The organism is candidate division KSB1 bacterium (assembly GCA_022566355.1).
GTDB lineage: Bacteria > Zhuqueibacterota > JdFR-76 > JdFR-76 > DREG01 > JADFJB01.
Genome location: JADFJB010000056.1, coordinates 1 through 21,239, shown reverse-complemented (window position 1 = coordinate 21,239; position 21,239 = coordinate 1). Strand labels below are relative to the sequence as shown.

The 21,239-nt window shown below is 41.5% G+C and carries 16 protein-coding genes; 5 read left to right on the top strand and 11 right to left on the bottom strand.

The features are described from left to right. Positions 1-221: 221 nt before the first annotated feature. Together IIC38_11300 and IIC38_11295 are read left to right on the top strand one after the other, a co-directional pair. The gene (locus tag IIC38_11300; protein ID MCH8126535.1) at positions 222-1,238 is read left to right on the top strand and encodes a TAXI family TRAP transporter solute-binding subunit; all 1,017 of its coding nucleotides are present in this window, start codon (positions 222-224) and stop codon (positions 1,236-1,238) included. Then, positions 1,211-3,166, top strand: coding sequence for a TRAP transporter fused permease subunit (locus IIC38_11295; protein ID MCH8126534.1), 1,956 nt, complete (start codon positions 1,211-1,213; stop codon positions 3,164-3,166). The genes IIC38_11300 and IIC38_11295 overlap by 28 nt, the downstream gene beginning before the upstream one ends. Before the next feature lie 464 nt (positions 3,167-3,630). Here IIC38_11295 and IIC38_11290 read toward each other — a convergent pair whose 3' ends face one another. Further along, complete coding sequence (locus IIC38_11290; protein ID MCH8126533.1) at positions 3,631-4,626, bottom strand: dihydrodipicolinate reductase; 996 nt, start codon at positions 4,624-4,626, stop codon at positions 3,631-3,633. Between the two features lie 250 nt (positions 4,627-4,876). Here IIC38_11290 and IIC38_11285 point away from each other — a divergent pair, with 250 nt between their 5' ends. Both IIC38_11285 and IIC38_11280 read left to right on the top strand, forming a co-directional pair. Beyond that, the gene (locus IIC38_11285; GenBank protein ID MCH8126532.1) at positions 4,877-5,266 is read left to right on the top strand and encodes a YjbQ family protein; all 390 of its coding nucleotides are present in this window, start codon (positions 4,877-4,879) and stop codon (positions 5,264-5,266) included. A gap of 261 nt (positions 5,267-5,527) precedes the next feature. Beyond that, a complete protein-coding gene (locus IIC38_11280) occupies positions 5,528-6,070 on the top strand; it encodes a redoxin domain-containing protein (GenBank protein MCH8126531.1) in 543 nt (180 codons plus the stop codon). Positions 6,071-6,098: 28 nt separating this feature from the next. On the opposite strand, the gene IIC38_11275 is transcribed toward IIC38_11280, so the two are convergent. The 4 genes from IIC38_11275 to IIC38_11260 all read right to left on the bottom strand — a co-directional run bounded on the left by IIC38_11275 (position 6,099) and on the right by IIC38_11260 (position 12,880). Then, positions 6,099-7,004 (bottom strand): formamidopyrimidine-DNA glycosylase, encoded by a 906-nt coding sequence (locus IIC38_11275; protein MCH8126530.1) that lies wholly within the window; start codon positions 7,002-7,004, stop codon positions 6,099-6,101. Between the two features lie 146 nt (positions 7,005-7,150). After that, positions 7,151-10,447, bottom strand: coding sequence for a TonB-dependent receptor (locus IIC38_11270; GenBank protein MCH8126529.1), 3,297 nt, complete (start codon positions 10,445-10,447; stop codon positions 7,151-7,153). Between the two features lie 280 nt (positions 10,448-10,727). Continuing rightward, positions 10,728-11,450 (bottom strand): HAD family hydrolase, encoded by a 723-nt coding sequence (locus tag IIC38_11265; protein ID MCH8126528.1) that lies wholly within the window; start codon positions 11,448-11,450, stop codon positions 10,728-10,730. Between the two features lie 203 nt (positions 11,451-11,653). Further along, positions 11,654-12,880, bottom strand: a complete 1,227-nt coding sequence (locus IIC38_11260; GenBank protein ID MCH8126527.1) for an MFS transporter — start codon at positions 12,878-12,880, stop codon at positions 11,654-11,656. Positions 12,881-13,029: 149 nt separating this feature from the next. Between IIC38_11260 and dinB the strand changes: the two genes are divergently transcribed. Further along, positions 13,030-14,139, top strand: coding sequence for a DNA polymerase IV (dinB, locus tag IIC38_11255; protein MCH8126526.1), 1,110 nt, complete (start codon positions 13,030-13,032; stop codon positions 14,137-14,139). A 139-nt stretch (positions 14,140-14,278) separates the two neighbouring features. Here the strand turns inward: dinB and IIC38_11250 are convergent, their stop codons facing one another. From IIC38_11250 to IIC38_11225, 6 genes are all read right to left on the bottom strand, one after another. Next, a complete protein-coding gene (locus tag IIC38_11250; protein ID MCH8126525.1) occupies positions 14,279-15,433 on the bottom strand; it encodes a hypothetical protein in 1,155 nt (384 codons plus the stop codon). 165 nt (positions 15,434-15,598) lie between these two features. Continuing rightward, entirely contained in the window at positions 15,599-16,735 is a 1,137-nt protein-coding gene (locus IIC38_11245) for an aromatic ring-hydroxylating dioxygenase subunit alpha (protein MCH8126524.1), read from the bottom strand. Positions 16,736-16,867: 132 nt separating this feature from the next. Next, a complete protein-coding gene (locus IIC38_11240) occupies positions 16,868-17,995 on the bottom strand; it encodes an aminotransferase class I/II-fold pyridoxal phosphate-dependent enzyme (GenBank protein MCH8126523.1) in 1,128 nt (375 codons plus the stop codon). A 525-nt stretch (positions 17,996-18,520) separates the two neighbouring features. Further along, positions 18,521-20,227, bottom strand: a complete 1,707-nt coding sequence (locus tag IIC38_11235; GenBank protein ID MCH8126522.1) for a cation acetate symporter — start codon at positions 20,225-20,227, stop codon at positions 18,521-18,523. A 2-nt stretch (positions 20,228-20,229) separates the two neighbouring features. After that, a complete protein-coding gene (locus tag IIC38_11230; protein ID MCH8126521.1) occupies positions 20,230-20,508 on the bottom strand; it encodes a DUF4212 domain-containing protein in 279 nt (92 codons plus the stop codon). Between the two features lie 96 nt (positions 20,509-20,604). Then, positions 20,605-21,239 (bottom strand): hypothetical protein (locus IIC38_11225; protein MCH8126520.1); only part of this gene is annotated, 635 nt, incomplete at its 5' end.

Genomic DNA, 21,239 nt, shown 5'->3' with positions numbered 1-21,239 from the left:
TAACCAATTTTAATTCAATCGAATTTACCTAACTGACATTGAAAATCAAATGACATTTCCCATATTGTTCTACAATCAAATTCATTTATAAAATTTATCACAATATTTGCACTTCACAGCTGAAATATACTTAAATAATTGTATAGAAAGAATGCTTTATTTATATTCCATTACTTCTGAAATTTTTTGATTGTAATTGTTTAATACTAAATGGAGGCTTCATGAGTTGTTTGGGTTCAAAGAAAGTCGATAATAAACTCTTTTGGATAGGTATTTTTTTCATTTTTTCGCTATTATTTTTAGTCGCATGTACATCCGAAAAGGGTGGCAAAGAGAGCCGTTTTCTGAGTGTAGGCACAGCGCCTCCCGGTGGTGCGTTTTTTGTGGTTGGTGGTGCTATCGCCGACGTAGCCACTACAAATTCAGGTGAGCTACAATGGCAAATTACGGCGGAAGCGACCAAAGGCACCCAGGAAAATATTCGACGTTTGGCTAGCGGTGAATTGGAGTTTGCTCTTGCCAATGCAGCTATTTCTTATTTTGCAGTACGCGGTGAAGGAGCATGGGAAAAGGAATACCCCATTCGGACTGTAATGACATTAGCGCCTAATATCGCACTTTTTATTACATCCAAATCTTCAGACGTAAAAAACATATCCGACCTTAAAGGTAAACGAGTTGTTGTTGGTCCTGCCGGGGCGGGATTCGATTATTTTTTGAAGCCTATTTTGAAGGCACACGGGGTTGCATATGAAGATTTCAGCCCGTTGAACAACACACAAGCTGGTTCGGTAGACATGCTGGCAGATGGAGCGGCGGTTGCGGCATTCTTGGGCGGAGCGATACCGACAGCCTCTATTACCCAGGCCTGTGCTTCCCAGAATATTTATTTTATTCCATTTGAGGAAAATGCGAAAAAAGACCTATATGACAACTATCCTTTTTTCTTTCCGGCCATAATACCTGCCGGAACCTACCGTGGCCAGGACCAGGATTATCAAGGTATGAATGTGGGTTCAATGCATTTGATCACTTCGGATGCCGTTTCTGAGGAAACAGTTTATAATTTCACTAAGATCATCTATGAGAATCGTGCTGAAGTCGTAAAGAGACACCCAGCCGGCAAAGCGATCAATCCTAAGAATGTAATAAAGGATACCGGCACGCCATTCCATACCGGCGCAATTCGTTATTACAAAGAAATCGGCATTTGGCCCGACCAAAACCTTTCACAATGATCGACCGTCTTCAGCGCTTTAAAAAATCTTCCTTTAATGCTCTTGCTGTTGTACTCAGCATATTTATATTGGTTGAGGTAAATTATCCTCAACTTTCTCCACAATCTCAGCTGGCAATATTTGCGATGCTGGGATTGATTTTGGTATACCTGAAATATCCGATTAGTAAACAACAAGAAAATAAATTTGTATTCCAGGTATTGGATATCATTTTCGTCGGCGCTGTGGTCATTTCTTTTGGTTATATTTTCATCCAATCGGAACCGATATTCAAATTGTTCTGGATTGATAATCAGCAGCTTGGCAACCGTGCGGGGATTGAACAAACAATGGATTATGTCATGGGACTTCTGGGTCTTCTCCTGGTCTTGGAAGGGACACGGCGGGCGATTGGCATAACTCTACCCCTTTTATCTTTCGTATTCATCATGTACGCTGCTTTCGGTTCCGCCATGCCGGATTGGTTGTTTCCACATCGGGGCTATTCCTGGGAGCGCATTGTCAGCCAAACCTTTTTGCACAGCCAGGGAGTTTTTGGGATTGCTTTGAAAGTGATGTTTACTTATGTATTTCTGTTTGTTTTATTCGGTGCATTTTTAGAAAAAACCGGGGCAACTGGTTTCATCATTCAATTTACCCGCAACCTGTTTCGGAAAAGCGTCGGGGGACCTGCTAAAGTTGCCGTGATCAGCAGCGGAATAATGGGTTCTCTATCCGGAAGCGCTGTAGCCAACACTGCAACCACCGGGACATTCACGATTCCTATGATGAAAAGTTCGGGCTTCAAACCGGAGACTGCAGCCGGAGTGGAAGCCGCTGCAAGTTCCGGGGGTGCATTGATGCCGCCCATTATGGGCGCCGGCGCATATATGATGCTCGAGCTCATCGAGCCGCCTGTTACTTATCTGCAGATCATCAAAGCGGCATTGATCCCCGCCCTGCTGTATTACACTGCTCTCTTGCTAATCGTACATTTTCAGGCCAAAAAGATTGGCGCATCTTCTGGTGTCACAGAACAAAAAGAAACCCAACCGCTAAATAATTTCAAGGGAGTTCTATTTTTTGCTGCCTTTACTACACTCATCTTATTTTTAGTCATTGGATACACGCCATTTCGGGCAGTAAGTTTAAGTTTAATACTTGTTCTGATTCTGAGTTTCTTCCATAAAGAAACGCGTATTGGCATCCGTGGAGTTCTGTCTTCCCTGCAAAATGCCGCCCACGGAGGGATTTCATTGATTGCTGCCGCATCATGTGTCGGTGTAATCCTCGGCGTTGTAACTTTGACCGGCATTGGCGCCAAACTACCCGGAGTCATATTGCCTTTAGCCCAGGATAATTTGATCCTGGCTCTTATTCTACTCATGGTCTCTACTATCATCCTGGGAATGGGTTTGCCATCCGCAGTGTGCTACTTGTTGATGGCAACTTTAGTCGGTCCCATATTGAGCGATTTAGGAATTGTCCCTCTTGCCGCTCACCTCTTCATTTTTTATTTTGGTATGATGTCTATGGTTACTCCGCCTGTAGCTTTGGCGGCATACACCGCAGCAGCGATAGCAGGCTCACGTATCATGCCAAGTGTTTTTGCTGCTTTCCGTTTCGCACTAATTGGCTTTGCCCTCCCCTACGCTTTTGTTTTACGGCCCGAATTATTGCTATTATCGGCAGACGGCAGCGCCGCTGAATTCATACCTATAATGATAAATATCCTCATTACACTTACAGGCATTGTTGCCCTTGCCGCTGCAATAACTGGCTTCTGGTTTACCAAGGTAGTGTTATGGATGAGGATCGTTTTGCTAGTAACCGCGTTAGTTTTGGTACTTACTAAATCTGGCGGCGCTTTGATTTGGTTACAAGTTCTTGGGGTACTTGTTTTTATCAGCGCTGGTCTTCTTAACCGGCGTGTAAGGGTTGCCACTTAGGAAAACCGATAAGATTTTCAAACGAAAATGAGAAAAACCATTGAAATGGTTACCTCATTATAGAATTCATTAACACCCACAACTAAAGTTGTGGGCTTCTAGGTTTAGTTAAAAGTGAGCCCACAAATTCATTCGTGGGAAGAAGTAAATCCTAAAAGAATCTAACCGTATTAACGGTTTCCCAACTCATTTTCACGCACCACTTTGTTACTTGATCTATATTTGTTACTTTCTTCTTTTCACTTTTCACTTATCACTTTGTGCCTATGTGCCTTTGTGCCTATCAACTGGATCATATCAATGTCGTAAGTGATTATAAGAGTATCCTGATCCGGATGATCAGGAGCGCAATCCGCCAGCGAAAGCTATCCGGTTCATGCAGAAATCCGAAGTGGTTAATCTCATTATGCAGATGTTTCCTCCGGGTAGTATTAATCCAAACCTGAATGGTGCATGTCGCTTAACTAACCCGCATGGACAATGGGTAAATCCCGCATCGTTACCAGGCCGGGCGCCGCCGGATGCACTCTTTTGATTGCATTCACTGCAATCGCTGCCGTTGCAATGTCGCCATTCGTGCCTTTTAAATTGACTTCCAGATTGGGCTTGCCGGTTATTTTGATAACATCGCCACCATGGTCATAATCAAGGGCAGCAATAAAGGTTAGCTTAACGAATTCTTCATCTTCCGTGTACCCTCGCGCAACCTGCTTCAATCCTTTTACTTTTCCTGGTTCGACTTCAAAAAAATCGGTTTTGGTTAACTTTTCAGCAACGACCGGTTCGACACTGGCTTCGTAATTTTTCAGGTTTTTTCCAAAAGTATCAAATATCATCCCGACGGATTCCGGTAAACCTACATGACCCATGCGTCCTTCGTCCATTTTATCCATAAATTCATCCACACTCATCCCAGAACCAATTTTTTTCTGGAAAGGTCCCCTCCGCTCTGATGCGTTAACATTTCGTGTTGCTGAAATATGGTCTACTTGCTGGCAAATTGAAGTGAGATTCAAAGGAAGTGCATCCATCAAAAAACCAGGATTAACACCGGTACCCAGGACAGTCTTTCCAACTCGTTTAGCCACAGCATCGATCTCTTCACCGTTTTTTTTATTGGCAATCCACGGAAAAGAAAGCTCTTCTGAAGTAGATACGATATCTAACCCAGCTTCTAAAATATCAATAATCTGAGTTTTGAATAAATCAAAATAAGAGTTGGTTGTTTGCATAACAACATCTGCAGTGGTGTCTGCAAGAACCTCACCAATGGTTTTTTTGATCGACAATCCCAAAGTTTTTGTAATGCCAATAACATGCCCAATATCTCGTTCGATTTTGTTCGAATCGATATCCACACCACCAACGAGTTCCAAGCCCCGGTGTTCGATTATATATTGCGCCGTAGCACAGCCAATGGGTCCAAGTCCGTATTGGATAACCCGAATAGAATTCGCCATTTTTATCTGCCTCCATTCAATTCTTATTAAGAACACGATTATGTCTTTTAATGAATAGAATATATTTTTGCAAAGTAGAATAACCAATTATTAGGTTGGTTTTTTTCATAATGTGAAATATTTTAATAACAACTTTTACAATTCCATTGACTTTAACTATCTATTTCATTTATTTGCCAATTGTTGGTAGACGTAAAGGATAACGGGTACATTTTAAATTCATGAACCTATTTAAAATAAAGGGATTTAGTTGCTTAAAGAAATTCAGGTAAATACTAACCAACAGGTAGAATTTGTAAAAATCACTTCTCAAATACAAAGTTTAATCGACGAGAACAATATAAAAGAAGAGATATGCCATATTTTTGTTCCTCACACAACAGCCGGGATCACTATTAATGAAGGCGCAGATCCTGATGTTGTTTCTGATATGACACAAGAACTAAACAAAATCGTGCCCTTCAAGGATAACTATCGACATCTTGAAGGGAATTCGGCCGCCCACATCAAAGCCAGTATGATGGGTTCGTCCGTTTCGGTTTTAATTCAAAATGGAAAATTGCAATTAGGCACATGGCAGGCAATTTTCTTTTGTGAATTTGACGGACCGAGAAGCCGAAGGGTTTGGATTAAGTTTTGATTCTATGAATTATTGTTTCGTGTGTTAGTCCCTCACTGTTCTGGAAATCAACGAATTAATTCACACTAAAAAAGGGAAATTTTATGTCATCAGATAATGCAATCGTCGCGATTTTTAATATCCCAGGCATGACTTCCACGCAATGCGATCAAACAGTTAATGATCTGGAAGATGCTGTTTTTTAAATAGATTCCCCTGAATGGCAAATGTCGTCTTATTTTGATGAGTTTTCGGTCAATCACTAATTAATGTGAGGAGATAATGAGAAACGATTTACAGCCAGGTAGCCTATTCCCGGATTTCAGTTTACCGGACACCAAAAAAGAGATGGTGACCTTGAGTGAGTTTATGGAAGGAATGCCCACGGTTATTACTTTCAATCGAGGCAACTATTGTCCCAAAGATCGCCGTCAATTGTTCAATTATGCAACAGACTTTCAACCCGAACTGTCAGTGAACTATTGTAAACTGCTGACCGTCACCACAGAACCTCGTCTGGAGAGTATTGAGATGCGGAATGGGGTTGGAGCCCTCTGGCCCTTCTTAAGTGATCAGGAAGGTAAGCATTTACAAGAGCTGGATATTGCTGATGAGAGTGAGCATCGGCATGGCCCTGTGTTCATTCCCACCACTTTTATCTTGAATGGAGATCGTACCATCTATAAAATTTATAATGGCTGGTGGTATGTGGGGCGTCCTACAGTTGAAGAGCTGCGGATGGACCTCCGTACCATCCTCTCCCAACAACCCGGTTGGGAATATCATAAAGATTGGGGAATGGGATCGGAGAAGTTTTTGAAATAATTCCAATTCCTTACAATGAAAATTCTACTCATATCTTCTTATGTTTGCTTTCTTCAAGCTCTTCAATGGTGCGTGGCCAATCTTTTTTCAACAAACGGGATAACGACCGGTCCGCCAATAGTTTCCCTTCAGTCTGGCAATTTGGACAATAATTAGTCTCGTTACTGGCAAAGCGTATACGCTGAATTTGCTTGCCGCAAACAGGACAAGGTTTGCCAAATTTGCCATGAACGGCCATATCTTTTCTAAAGGCTGTCACATTTTCCGGGAATCTATCTCCTGCCTCATCCCGTAATATTTTTGTCCATTTTTCGAGAGTACTAATGGTAGCTTCGTGAAGTAGTTTGATCTGCTGCAAAGACATCCGCTTTGTTTGAAGAACCGGCGATAATTTTGCACAATGAAGAATTTCATCCGAGTAGGCATTACCAATTCCGCTAAATAACCTTGGATCTGTAAGGGCTCGCTTAAGCGTATGATTTTCCGCCTGTAACCTATTGTGAAAATTATCGAATGATGCAGTGAATATTTCCAAACCACCGGCATCAAAGTACTCAAGATGAGCCAAACCTTTCGCCAGGTACATCGATGCACGTTTCTTTGTACCAGCTTCCGTAATCAGCAGCGAACCATTTGCAAAATCCAATGCAGCCAATCCTCGTTTTGGAGGAATTTTGAATCCTTTCTGTTTCCAAAACAATCGACCTGCGATCATTAAATGTAGCACAAGAAAATACTCATTTGGAAAAACAAACACAATGCGTTTACCAATTCGCTCGAACCCCTGGACTCTTTCATTCTTTATCGAATCAATTTGCGGGTCCACACTGTGCAGGAAAAACGGATTGGCGAATCTGATATTCTCAATGGGTTGTCCCAGGACAATCGCTTTGAGACGTTCGATGTAAATTGTTATGTCTGGATATTCCGGCATAAAATCTAAATAATTAAATAAAATAAAACAGCGGCCTGACAATTTCGCCAGGCCGCTGGTATGATTCATTGAAAATGGTTAATGATACTCAGCTACTTCCATCCGGAATAGTAAACCAAGCATCTTACACTTCTTTACCTTATTCATCAAAAGAAATACTTGAGACCAACCTGTGCTCGCCATCTTGAAAATTGATTGGGATCATCGATATAAGTCTCGGCTGGCCCTGTAAAATTGAATACGGGCTCTCCGGTTTTATTGAATTCTACTAAAGTTAGTGGTGAGGTTGCGGCGACACTGGCAACTTGACGCACACCCCAGTCTGAGTTAATAAAATTACCCACATTCTGCAAATCGATACTCAACTGAAAAGTATGGGATTGACCGCCAACGTTCAGATTAAAATCTTGAAGGACTCGTAAATCTATATTGCTAAACCAGGGATTTACACCACCAAAACGATCTGCAATTTGACCTCGATGTTTACTCAGGTAAGCATCTTGTTCAATGAAAGCATTCAATCGCGTCCACTGTTCCGCTTCCGAGACCAGATTTCCGCTACCATCCGCATAAGCTGCGAAATTTATTTCGCTTGCACTTTGTGGAATATAAATCAGGTCGTTGCCGCCATAGCCGTCGCCATTAACATCGCCGGAATAGATAAACGAATATCGATTACCACCGGCGCCGGCAAACCGGTTACCTTCGGCTATTTCCAGAAATAATCCAAAATGCGTAGCCATGCTGCTTGACCAGGTTTTGCTAAATGTAGCTGCACCTACGATACGATGGCGGTTACCAAATTCAGAGTAGCTGAGTTTTGGTTTATTTGGATCACCCTGAACCGGTTGATTCTGCCATAGCACACTCGCGATTTCGGTTGATTTCAACAGACTCTTAGCTTCTGTAAAACTATAGGATAAAGTTGTTTTTAACCCGGAATCAAAATTCTTGCGTAACTGTACTGTTACGTTAAAATTGTATCCTTCATCCGTATTATCAATGACATAGATACCCTCTCCGGAGCCTGGGAAAAAGGAATTCAATTCATTGGCGCCAATTCCACCAAAGTAAGGTCTACCGTCTGATAGTGTTCGGACCGGGGCGACCAGATCAGCATTACGCATGAAGATACCATTGATATCTTTGCCATATAGAACTTCCAGGGTTCCCAAAACATCCCAGGGCAATTTATGATCGATGGCAATATTAGTATTCCAAACTTGCGGCCACTTAAATTCTGGGTTCATTGCATTTACATCAAATGATTGTTGCAGGATAGAATCATCACTGGTTTTATGATCATCCGGAACGCCATCCGGATCATCGCCAACTGCAAATAAATTTGGATTATTACCGGGATTTGAAATCACGTTGCCAATCCAGACAAAAGGTACACGCCCTGTAAAGATACCCGTTCCACCGCGTAATTGTGTGGATCTATCACCTGTTATATCCCAATTAAATCCAACCCGGGGTGAAAACAGAGGATCAGCCCCCGGAAGGCGACTTTGATCGATTGTTTCGGCATTATCATTTTCATCTAAGGCAGTTAAGCCACGCGAGAAAGGATTATCAACCGGGTCGGTCAAATACATCGGAAAATCTGCTCGCAGACCATAAGTGATACTTAAATTATCCGATACTACATACTCATCTTGCACATAAAAGGAAAGTTGGCCAACATCAATTTCTTCTCCCTTAAATGGCCCAGAACCGATAATTGAATTAAAGTCATAGAAATTGCTGCCATTAGGATCAGTCCTGGCAAAAAAATCATCCAATGATGAGAACGTGGTAGCACCTAAGAAATCCAAAAAATCCGGTAGAAAGAATACACCATGACGGAAAATATTGAAGGAATTGAAAAATTTGAAAACTTCAAGGCTTACGCCAAAAGTAAAAACATGATTACCGGAAAAATAGCTTAAGTTATTAGTAATCTGTAAAACATCCTGATCCAATATATTGTGAATCGAGAACGGTTCGTGACCTACGGTAGTATATTGAACACCGCTTTCTCCAATATCGATAGTCGGGAAATCCACACTGAATGGTTCTCGAAAATCCCGGAACCGATTGTAGCTGGCAAAAAATTTATTCGCGAAATTCTTGGATCGACTATCGATTTCGAGGGCAAAAGAATTCAATTCATTATTTATCGCATACCCTGAATTTTGGAACGGCAAACTACTCGCATTTGGTCCGCGACCGGTATTATTAAAACTTAAAACAAATGGGTGGGGTGGCAGGTCACGCACCGCATTCAAATAACTATAGCGAAAGCTCAAGTTATGATTATCGTTGATGTTCCAATCCAATTTAAGGAGCAATTTATCATTATTGGTTTCGTGGACAAACCCTTCATATGGACCTGTATCATAATTATAAACGGTCTGCATTACAGATCTGATTCGATCCATAGTAGCTGCATCAACCCTGGATTCACCAAAATCTACCGGTCCACCCTGGTTGGCAACAAAGTTAGACCCCGGATCATGTCGCCGCTCAATTTCGCCATTCACAAAGAAGAACAGTTTATCTCGAACCAATGGACCACTAAATGTAAAGCCGGATTGGTTAAACGACAAATCCGGCTTTGCTATAACTTCATTCCCACTAACTTTATTACCAATCAAGCTCTCGTTTCTAAGAAAGCTATAAACCGACCCTTTAAATTCGTTGGTTCCACTTTTGGTCACCGAGTTGATGTTGGCGCCTGTAAAACCACTTTGGCGTACGTCAAACGGGGCAACGGAAACCTGGACCTGTTCGATGGATTCGAAAGGGACCGGCTCTGCGTTGGTTTGACCACCGGGCGCGGGATCGTCCAAACCAAATGGATTATTAAAATAGGAGCCATCTAGTGATATGTTATTATACAGCCAGTTTCTGCCGCCAAAACTATAATTACCATCACTGCGCGGGTCCAATCTAATGAGATCCCTGGTGCTTCGTTTGATTGAAGGAAGCAGAACTACCTGTTCCTGATCGATAAAAGTTGCAGCACCGGTTCTACTGCTGTTCATCACCTCATCCTCTTCAGCAACCACTTGGACCGCTTGCAGCATCAATGATTCTTCTTCGAGTTTAAAATCGATCCGCACAGTTTGTCCCAAACTGAGAAAGATATTTTCCTCTTTTTGAGTCCTATATCCGATAAAAGAAGCTGTAACCGTGTAGGGTCCGCCAACCCTCATATGTGGAATGTTATAGGTTCCTCCAGACCTGACCGATGCACCGTATTGCGTATTCGTGGATACATGCACAGCAACCACATTGGTACCCGGTAACGGATCGCCATTGTTGTCTGTTACAATGCCGTTGATAGCAGATTTTGTAACACCCTGTGCAAATAGAGCGCTACTCGCAAATAATATAATGAAAAAATGCATAAGCACTATTTGCAAATTTTTTTGAAAACTTACTGGTATAGTATTCATTCGAATTGTCCTCCTCCTAAGAGTTAGTCTTTTACAATACAATAGGTTACCTCATTAATTATTAATCTATGATTTTTTTAAATGATCAAGCACCCCACTGACCAGCTAAAAGAATGTGTCTCTCCCTCGAATGAAAAACCTGAGTTTATGCAAAATAAAAAATGGAAATAAGATTACCCGATAAGGATTAATAATGAAATTTGGATTGTAATTTGTCAAATTTTCTTCCTTAGTTTTTTGCTCCATTTATCTTTAGGAAACTTTTTCTTAAAACCCAACTTTAATAGAAACTTTTAACGATTTCAACAATATCTTTCGCTCTTTCTACACGAAAATCCGGCAAGACACTCCACTCCGAATCATTGGAATTGAAGTTAAAACGGACGCCGATACTCATTACTTTTACATCTATTTTTTCAGATTTAAAAACCTGGTTGGTATTAACTGCACATTGAAAGTCAGTTTCATGATCACCAATAAAAACTACTGTACCTGGTAACAATCCGGTCAAATTATCAATACATTTCACAAGTCCTGCCGGATCCGGTTTTTGCTTCAACAGATCAACTTCTTCATATCCAATAATTGACTCAAAATAAGGATCCAGCTCATCTTTTTTTAATATGCTTATAATCTTTTCTTTGGAGTTCTGCGAGACTATCCCCTGTTTATACTTTGCCAAATCAAAGATGACTGCTTGAATACCATCGAAAAAAATAGCCGGAGTATTATCGTTTAATTGGAATTCCGTCCATAATTTTCCCGCTTTGTCCGTTTGTTCATCATTAAAATCAAATTCATGTTTATATAATTCCCGCCAATTTTTCGAAACCTTATTGACAGAATAATAATTCTCCAAATTTTGCAATGCAAAAAATTTATTTGGATTGACTCCGGAAACATTCTCCACTATTTTTTTAGTTACATTCAAATTCCCACGCCCGGTATCAACCAGCGTTCCGTCATAATCCCAGATAATAGCTTGTATTTTATTTGTAGACATTTGTTTTCAATGGGTTGTTGATAATGGAACTAAACATACAAAGTGGACAGGATAATTTACATATAATGCTTAAAAAGTACTGCATTTATTTTTATTGTTCTCAAAATCTGGTTCCGTTAAGCGTTTCAGAATATGCAGAAATCCAGGTAAAAATATAGTCATTTGTACTAAAAAGAGCAAGGAGTTTTTGGCATGAATTATTATCAACTTTTGGCTGATTCCGGCTTTGGAATACGCATGACCAGCGCTAAAATCGAGATGACGACAACAACCGGGACAAAGCCGAAAAATGCCGGATTATAAGATCCGGTTCGGGTGTACACCTCGGCAAGCAGCCACGGACCGCATGCAGAAGCTAAAACGGCCAGAACTTGTGCCACCCCTTGAATTTTACCCAAATGCGGCCTGCCAAAAAGTTTCCCAAAGGAAGTAAAAAAAACAACCGTTACCACTCCTCCTGATAATCCCAACATCATTGCATGCAGAATGACCTTCCACTCTTTATCTAAAATTGGATATGTTGCCAGACACAGGGTTAAGCTAATCATTGCAACAGCCATTAATTTCCCCAATGACCACTTTTGTGCAAGCCATCCTGCCAATAAATTTCCCGCTAATCCGACCAGGACAAAGCCTGCCATTGCATTGCGGAATACGATTTCATCAAAACCCAATTCTTGTAAAATTGATTGATTAAAAAGCAACACCCCTGCTATAATCAAATTATACAACGCACTTCCAATTGCAAATACCCAAAATGCCATTGTCTTTAACGCTCCGGACAATGAAAAACCAGGCATTGTATTTTTATCAGGAGTTTCATCTTCACGGTTGATCGCTTGATCCGGTTCGAGACCACAGGATTCAGGACTTCGCCGTACTAAAAGCCAGCCTAACACCGAAACGGCTATTAGCGACCACCCAATCATAAACCATGTGTTTCGCCAGCCAGTTTGTAGTACCGAAGTCTCTACAATGACTATGGCTGCAACAAATCCAATACCGATGATCACCGAAAAAATTCCCATGGCTTTGCTTAAACGCTGCACAAACCATTTTCCGACAATGGTTAAACTGACTGCAGAAAGAGCGCTTTGTCCGAATCCTCGCACAAGAATGAGCAAAACGATAAGCATGGCTGCACCTGTAACAGAACTAAATACTAATACCGTAACTCCCAGGCAAAACAATACTGAAGTTGAAATGGTTCGCACTCCAAATCGGTCAACAGCGGGGCCACAGACCAAAGCAAAGGTAGAACCGATCATAGTCGCCCAAAAATTCATTTTCCCATAAAACACGCGGTCAATTGCTAAATTATGCAGGAGTGGTTCGGTAATCAAACCTAAACCAAAAGTCCTGGCAGGCAATGTAGCAACCATAGCCAGGGCCGCAATAGCTAAATTAATCCAGCCATAGTAAAATGGCAACCGTGTCGGGAAAGATTTAATTTATTTGTATCCATTTTTCTTTATGTGATTTGTTATTTCTTCAGATTAGTCATTCAAAATTTACCAAACCACAAAAATCCGAATCAATTATTTGGAGAAAATCCGGCATAACTTAATATATTTTTATTATGCAAAAAATACGAAAGATTATTCATATCGATATGGATGCTTTCTTCGCCGCCATCGAACAGCGTGACCATCCGGAATACCGGGGAAAACCCATTGTGGTCGGCGGACCGCCTAACAGTCGCGGTGTGGTAGCTACAGCCAGTTATGAAGCACGGGAATATGGAATTGGTTCAGCTATGCCCAGTTCACAAGCAGGGCGTCTTTGTCCCCATGCAATTTTTGTTCGCCCCCGCTTTAATGTATATAGTGATGTATCTGCACAAATCATGTTGATATTTCGTGAATTTACAGACCTGGTTGAATCAGCCAGTCTCGACGAAGCTTACCTGGATGTGACGTATAATAAAAAAGGACTTCGTTATGCGAAGGACGTTGCCATACAGATTAAACAGAAAATATTCGAAACAACCGAGCTTACTGCATCGGCTGGAGTTGCACCCAATAAATTTCTTGCCAAGATTGCATCGGACATGAATAAACCCAATGGCTTAACCGTCATTCACCCGGATCGCGTTCAGAGTTTCCTTAAAAATCTTCCTATACGAAAAGTCCCGGGGATTGGCAAACAGACCGAAGCAAGAATGCACCGGATGCAAATTTATAAACTGACAGATCTACAAAATCGGACAGAAGAGGAATTGATTGCGACATTTGGCAAAGCCGGCAAATGGTTCTTTAAGATAGCCAATGGCATCGATGACCGAAAAGTAGAACCTCACAGGATACGCAAATCTGTGAGCAGTGAAGATACTTTTTCCATGGATCTAACGGATCTTGAAGAAATGAAATGGGAAATCGGCAAATTGACCGACAGGGTTTCTAAATTCTTGAAAAAACGAAACTTCCGGGGAAGAACGATAACCCTAAAAATTACTTTTTCTGATTTTCAAAAGATTACCAGGAGCAGCACTTTAGAAGATTACGTGAGCGATAAATCCACACTGGATACTGTCGCTTTTTCACTCTTGCAAAATACCGAAGCTAATGAACGACCGGTCAGACTTCTTGGCGTTGGCGTTTCAAACCTGGAGCATGTTGATAAAATGAAGGAGGAAAAAATCCCCCAAAGTGGTCAGCTCACATTTGATTTTGAAGAAGCTGTGAAGTGAGTTAACAATTTATCTTAAAGGTGAAAGCCAGTTGACATCGCGATCCCGGCTGGCCGGGAGAAGCGATCTCCTCAGGAAAAAGAATGAGATTTCTTCGTCGTGCCGTCCGGACGGCACTCCTCGCAATGACATCTAACCATCAAAAAACAGTAAATTCACCATTTGTTAAAATAACCGAGTCCTGCGTTTCTGATTTCAACTGAATGGATTTCACCTGTATTCCAGGCTGCATTTCCGGAATATATATCCAATCGAAATGCTCCATATTGGCAGGATCATTATACTGTTCAGCGCCGACAGCTCCACCAAAATGATCGGAGCGGCCAAACGCAATATGTAGTCCCAATTTTTCATCCAGCAAAGTTTCACCGATGGGTTTAATCCCGAAATCACGCAATACGCCAATACCTAATTCAGCAATATTTCCACTGGCTGGCTCCTCCTCTAATTTTTTCGCCTCTTTAATTGATTGCGGACCATGTGATAGAATTTCAACTGCCCGGTTGCCTGCAATCTTATAGCACACAATCTCATTCCCAAATTGGATCGGCATGACTCCTTCAGACAGGCTGGGCTCCTCTAACTCACCCTCGTACGGAACGATGTAACTTTCCCCGCTGGGCAGGTTAAATGCTGTGCCGGAAATAGGTAGTAAACCCGTACTTGCATGCGCCTTGCGAAAACGTAAATCCAGGAACAGCGAATAAATACGAGAATCATCGACTAAAAATGTAATTTCCGCAGAATTTGCTTCATCAAGCATTTCTTTCACGATATGTACACGTCTGGCTACTTCATTCCAATCGAGTCGGAGAGCCGGGATCATCTCCAGAGAAAATCCACCCATAGTAGCTGCACGGAAGCCAACTTTTTTGGCGAGGAATTTCAAAGGGGCTGTTGCTGAAAATTCAGTCGGAGCGAGAATGATGTTTTGCTGCGACAATAGTCCCTGAAGATCGACAAATGGCTCCTTGGCTTGCAGCTTTTCCAAATCCCATTCGTTCGGAGGATATCGAACGATCACACCCTTTTCCGGTAGATCAGCATTTTGGCGGCCGGTATTTCTAAAACAGATTACTGATACGTTATCCAAAACCAGTTCATGCTTTGCTGCTTCCAGCATTTTCCACCAATCATAAGCAATTTGACGCCGCATTTGCCATTTTTCGTTGTCAGGATTTTTGGAATCCGGTAAATCCACCAGAATTGCCAGATTCTTGTCTTCTGTACTTAAAGGGTGAAAGACAGTTTTGATGAGCTTAACTAATTCGGGATTTGATAGATTTTCAGACATAGTATTGAAAATACATCTTTACTAAGCAAGAATATCAATTACAATTTTGTATTAATTATGAGTTCATTCTAAAAGGTGAAATACCGATTCCATCGCTCTCACAAGTATTTGTTTTTATGGTTCATTTATTATTAGAAAAGCGATTGAATCGGTTTTAGAGTAGACTCAATTATCTAATGCCTTTAGATATTCCCGATCGAGAGCAGCGATCATGCTTTCGAATTCAGAATATGGACCGGGTATATAGACTTTGGAGGCAATCCCTTTTTGGGCCGACTCACAAACTTCCCAATCTTGTTTGTTGGTCATATTCCAAAATTCAATCGCATCACTGGGATTGAATTTGGAGTCAGTCATGGCGTCGGGATGAAATAACCAATCACAAATAACTGTGGATTTACTTGTCCCTAGAGGTAAAATGCGGTGGATTAAAACATAATCCGGCTGCAAACTGAGCAGCATGTTAGGAAAAATCACATAATAATAAACCCTATTCAGATCTTCCCCGGAAACACCACTTAGGGGCATTGCACAGCGATTGCCACTCATGGTCATGCTGCCACCACTTTTTATCATCCGCATTGGACCGCCAAGAAATGGGCCTTCTTCCAGGTCATTTGCACTATCCCGAAAATTTGTTAACCGGTTTAGTTGGGGATGCAGAGTTGGGCAATGGTAGCATTCGGAATAATTTTGTAAAATGAGTTTCCAGTTGGCATTCACTTCATAAAGCAAACTGTGGTCAATTTCCAACTTAGATAGTTGCCACCTTTTAAATTTTTTGTAAATCGGGGCAAAAGCTTTTCGAAACGGCTGGGGATTATCCGATAAATTGATAAAAATACATCCTTCCCAAATCTCCAGCGCAACCCGATGAAGGGGGTAATCCTTTTTATTGAAATTCTCAATCTCATGCATATTAGGAGCACCGATCAATTTTCCATCCAATCCATAAGTCCAGGCATGGTAAGGACATTGGATCGATTTACTAAACTCCCCTTCTGGCTCTGTGCACAACCTGGTACCCCGATGTCGACAGACATTATAAAACGCCCGTACTTTTTTCCGCCGGTCACGCAAAATGATGATACTCTCTTTTTCTATTTCAAATAAAAAGTAGTTACCAGGATTCCTAAGCTTAGATTCCCGGCAGACATAGAGCCATCGACTTTGGAAAATTTGTTCATTTTCTAGATTGTAAATATCTTCGGAAACATAATATTTATTCGGAAGTGTCCTGGCGCCTTCTGCACTACGAATATGCGCGTAGTTTCCGATATCAATTTGTTTGTTTTGTTCCATAATGATACTAGATTCTGGATGCTGGATTCTGGATATCTAACATCAAGTATCCAGCATCAAGTATCAGCCCGACCAAGTGAATAAAGTCCAATAAAACATGATTCATAATAATGGTTTTAACCAGGTAAACTCTCAACTCTCTCTCAATTCTTTGACTAACTCACCGATCCTGTTCAAACCAGCCCGCAAATAATCCGGTTCTAGTCCGAAACTGATTCGTATAAAATTATCCAAACCAAAATGATCCCCGGGAACGATTAGAATCTTTTTTTCATGAAATAATCTTTCAACCAGTTTGGTGGAATTAATATTCAAATTATAGCGAATAAATGCCATAGCCGCAGCCTGGTGGGAAATAAGCGAGAAAGAATCGCCGTTGCTGTTCATCCACTCTTCTAATATTGGAAAGCCGCGACGAATGTAACCACGGGTTCTTTGCATAATTCGAGAGCGGACAGAAGGAGAAAGGGCAAAAGCTGCCAAGCGATTGGATAATGTGGTTGCACTGAGCGTTGTGTATTCATGCCTGGCCCATATTTCATCGACAACTTCTACAGGACCTACGACCCATCCGATTCTCAACCCAGGCAATCCATATGCTTTGCTCATACTGTTGGTTGCCAGAACTTTGTCATAACGACCCCAAAAAGAGAGGGTTTCGGTTTCGTTAACACGCTCCGCGCCACGATACACTTCATCAGCAAGAATCCACGCCCCTACCCGATCTGCAACGGCTACAATGGCATCCATTTCCTTTTCCGTTAAAATATAACCGGTCGGATTATTGGGATTGCATATTGAGATCAATTTGGTGTTTTCGGAAACGGCCTGGTTCAATTGTTCGAGATCAGGCGACCAGCCATTATCAGGATCTAAATGAAATCCTTTTACCTGGATATCGACATTTTTTGCAGCGCCCCAGATTTGCATATAATTAGGTAACATAATCACCATTTCATCACCTGGAGAAAGAAGGGTTTGAATGGCGTTATAATTTGCCTCGATACAGCCTACCGTCACTAAAATATTATCAGGACCAGCGCCGGGATACAATGCTGCAATATTTTCCCTCAATTCCGGAATGCCATTTGCCTGGGCATAGCCAAATTCCACATCCAGAAGTTTGTCAATTTCTCCGGAATCTTGCAGCAACTCCCGCAGAGAAATCGGATGTACTCCACTTTCGGATAAATTATAATCAACTTCATTTTCCCATTTGGACATCATCCGTTCCATCACGAATGGTTGAAAATTGGTCATGATTAACTCCTGGTATTTTTAAAGTGACAGAGTGACAAAGTTACAAAGTTACAAAGTAACAAAGAATAGTATCCTGTAATTAATAAATCATCTTTTTTTATATTGTAATATGCTCCGTCTTTTTATCGATCCGCCATCTGGCGGATCGTGCTTTTGAGAATAACATTGAACCTACAATAATTAAACATCTACGATATTTTTCTGATATTCTCCATTTTCATAAGTAGCTCTCAGCAGGGATGACTCAAATCCGGGTGTAGTTCATTTCTAATAAGTTAGCCTGATCAATTCATAAACCATATCACAGTCATCCGGCACGGAGGGATAACAATTAGAAAACTTTAAGCTTAAAAGCTGATTCATGGATTATCCAAGTTAAGTAATACATTAATCATCAATAACCTTGTAGAGGTTTTATTATTGTAAATATGGGATCGCGTCAGTTTTTTAAATCCTTGTAGAGGATTCATTTATTCAAAAAATTCAAATAACTGTTTTTCATCATATTCAATCTCAAATTAACATTCAGACAGAAATTTCATGACTCTCTCCGGTTCCTCTTGGAACACGAATTCTTTCAACCATTTCTTGAATATCTTTTGGCGGTTCATGAGTTGATAGTGAGACAAAACTTGCTACCAAAAAATTTAAGATCATTCCGATAATTCCAATACCCTCGGGAGAAATTCCAAACCACCAATGTTCAGACGAATTCAATTCAGGGTGGGTAAACTTAAAGTAAATAATATATGTAGCCGTAAAGGTAATCCCAACTATCATTCCCAGGATCGCCCCGTATTTATTTATTCTTTTTGAAAAAATTCCCATGATAATCGCCGGGAAGAATGAGGCAGCCGCCAGGCCGAATGCAAAAGCAACTACCTCTGAGACAAACCCCAGGGGGTGAATGCCAAAATAGCCAGCTACACAAACTGCCAAACCGGCGGCAATTCGGGCTGTAATTAATTCTGCTCTTTCACTAATGCCCGGTCTAATTCCTTTTTTGAGTAAATCATGGGCTATAGATGTGGAAATAACCAGCAGCAAACCAGCTGCTGTCGATAACGCCGCTGCTAAACCACCGGCAGCCACCAGACCGACAACCCAGTTAGGGAGATTGGCAATTTCAGGATTTGCCAGGACTATAATGTCACGATCGATTGTCAGTTCATTTTCAATATCAGAATTTGGCCCCACATATTGAATGATGCCATCGTTATTTTTATCTTCGAATTGAATCAGCCCGGTGTTTTCCCAGTTCTTAAACCAGGTCGGCACATCTTGATAGGGTTTATTTGAAATCGTTGTTAATAAATTTGTTCTTGCAAACGATGCCACTGCGGGTGCAGTCGTGTAAAGAAGCGCAATAAACAATAAAGCCCAGCCGGCAGAAATTCGGGCAGCCGCCACTTTGGGGACAGTGTAAAATCTCACGATGACATGGGGAAGCCCGGCAGTACCAGCCATCAATGCTGCTGTTATACAAAATATATCCATCGTCTCTTTTCGGCCTTCCGTATATGCATGGAAGCCAAGCTGCTGACTCAAACCATCCAACTTATCCAGCAGGAATACTCCTGAGCCATCAGACAGGGTATCGCCAAATCCAACCTGTGGAATAATATTTCCGGTCATTAATATCGAAATGAAAATAGCCGGCACCAAATATGCAAAAATTAACACACAATATTGCGCAACCTGGGTGTAAGTAATCCCTTTCATGCCGCCGAGAACGGCATAAAAGAAAACGATTCCCATGCCTATTAAAACGCCGTTTGTGATGTCTACATCCAAAAATCTTGAAAAGACAATTCCGACCCCGCGCATCTGGCCGGATACATAAGTAAAAGAAATAAAAATAGCACAGACAATTGCAACAAAGCGGGCTGTCTGTGAATAGTAACGGTCACCGACAAAATCCGGCACCGTGTATTTACCGAATTTCCGCAGGTATGGCGCCAATAACAATGCAAGGAGAACATAGCCTCCGGTCCAGCCCATAAGGTAAACGGCGCCGTCTCTTCCCATAAACGAAATAAGCCCGGCCATGGATATAAATGATGCAGCGCTCATCCAATCCGCTGCTGTAGCCATGCCATTCATAACCGGATGAACCTGGCTGCCGGCGATATAAAAATCACCGGTGGATTTAGCTCTTGACCAAATTGCCACACCTATGTAAAGTGTAAATGATAACCCGACCATAACAAAGGTCCATGCTTGAACTGTCATTCTTATTTTATTTCCTTTTCATCAAAATCGTATTTTTTATCCAACCGGTTCATTAAAAATACATAAACGAAAATTAACACCACAAATACATAAATAGCGCCCTGTTGTGCGAACCAAAATCCCAGTTTAAAACCACCAAATCTAAATCGATCCAGCTCATCGACAATTAAAATCCCGAAGCCGTAAGATACAACAAACCAAATCCCCAACAGGATGCCCAGGTATTGCAGGTTCTTTTTCCAGTATTCTTGATGTTTGTTTTTTACATCGTTTGAATTCATCATTCACTTTCCTGTTCTTTGATTGTTAATTCCGGCAGCAAATTATAGTCATGGTGAGCGGAGTTGAACCATGAATATGCTGATGTCGAATTCACGTCAATTAACAGCCCCGGCAAGGGTATCCTGGTGCCTGTTAATCAGGGTTCGTAAATACGTACCGATCCGGTTAGCTGCTTCGAAACCGGCCTTTTTTGCAGCAGCATCTTCCTGATCTGCAGGGATATCCGCACTTTCCGCAAAGTGTTTGATGTCACGATAAAACCCAAGCGTAAACAAATCCCAACCGGCGCCCTGGTCTCGAACGAATATTAAGTTTTGAGGACGATTGAGAGTTTCTAAATAGATATTCTCCATTTCGCGCTGCTGCAACAGTTCTGCGTGCTTACCCGGCAGTGCCTGAAAAACCTCGACATGAAAATAGGATGATTTTGAGAAAGCGTTTTTTACTTCAGATAAATCCGCTCCGTAAACGAATAGATCCTCTTGCCATGCGACAATTTGTTTTTGCTTTTCTGCAAAATTTATGGAATGATCTACCTGGTTTCGTTTTTCGATTCGACTAGCTTTGTAATACTCGGGGTAACTTCCAATCGGCGCTATCAACATGAGATCCCACTGGTCGCCCTGGGAATGGCGCATCCAGAATGGCGCTTCATCATCCGTTTGATGGATTGCTGCCATTTGTTGTTTATACAGATCGATCAAATCCAATAGTTTGCCAGGCGCTGCAC

Excerpts from the sequence above, each read along its gene's own strand:
- IIC38_11300 (MCH8126535.1), top strand. The coding sequence starts at position 222 with ATGAGTTGTTTGGGTTCAAAGAAAGTCGATAATAAACTCTTTTGGATA.
- IIC38_11290 (MCH8126533.1), bottom strand. The coding sequence starts at position 4,626 with ATGGCGAATTCTATTCGGGTTATCCAATACGGACTTGGACCCATTGGC.
- IIC38_11280 (MCH8126531.1), top strand. The coding sequence starts at position 5,528 with ATGAGAAACGATTTACAGCCAGGTAGCCTATTCCCGGATTTCAGTTTA.
- IIC38_11275 (MCH8126530.1), bottom strand. The coding sequence starts at position 7,004 with ATGCCGGAATATCCAGACATAACAATTTACATCGAACGTCTCAAAGCG.
- IIC38_11270 (MCH8126529.1), bottom strand. The coding sequence starts at position 10,447 with ATGAATACTATACCAGTAAGTTTTCAAAAAAATTTGCAAATAGTGCTT.
- IIC38_11265 (MCH8126528.1), bottom strand. The coding sequence starts at position 11,450 with ATGTCTACAAATAAAATACAAGCTATTATCTGGGATTATGACGGAACG.
- dinB (MCH8126526.1), top strand. The coding sequence starts at position 13,030 with ATGCAAAAAATACGAAAGATTATTCATATCGATATGGATGCTTTCTTC.
- IIC38_11250 (MCH8126525.1), bottom strand. The coding sequence starts at position 15,433 with ATGTCTGAAAATCTATCAAATCCCGAATTAGTTAAGCTCATCAAAACT.
- IIC38_11245 (MCH8126524.1), bottom strand. The coding sequence starts at position 16,735 with ATGGAACAAAACAAACAAATTGATATCGGAAACTACGCGCATATTCGT.
- IIC38_11240 (MCH8126523.1), bottom strand. The coding sequence starts at position 17,995 with ATGACCAATTTTCAACCATTCGTGATGGAACGGATGATGTCCAAATGG.
- IIC38_11235 (MCH8126522.1), bottom strand. The coding sequence starts at position 20,227 with ATGACAGTTCAAGCATGGACCTTTGTTATGGTCGGGTTATCATTTACA.
- IIC38_11230 (MCH8126521.1), bottom strand. The coding sequence starts at position 20,508 with ATGAATTCAAACGATGTAAAAAACAAACATCAAGAATACTGGAAAAAG.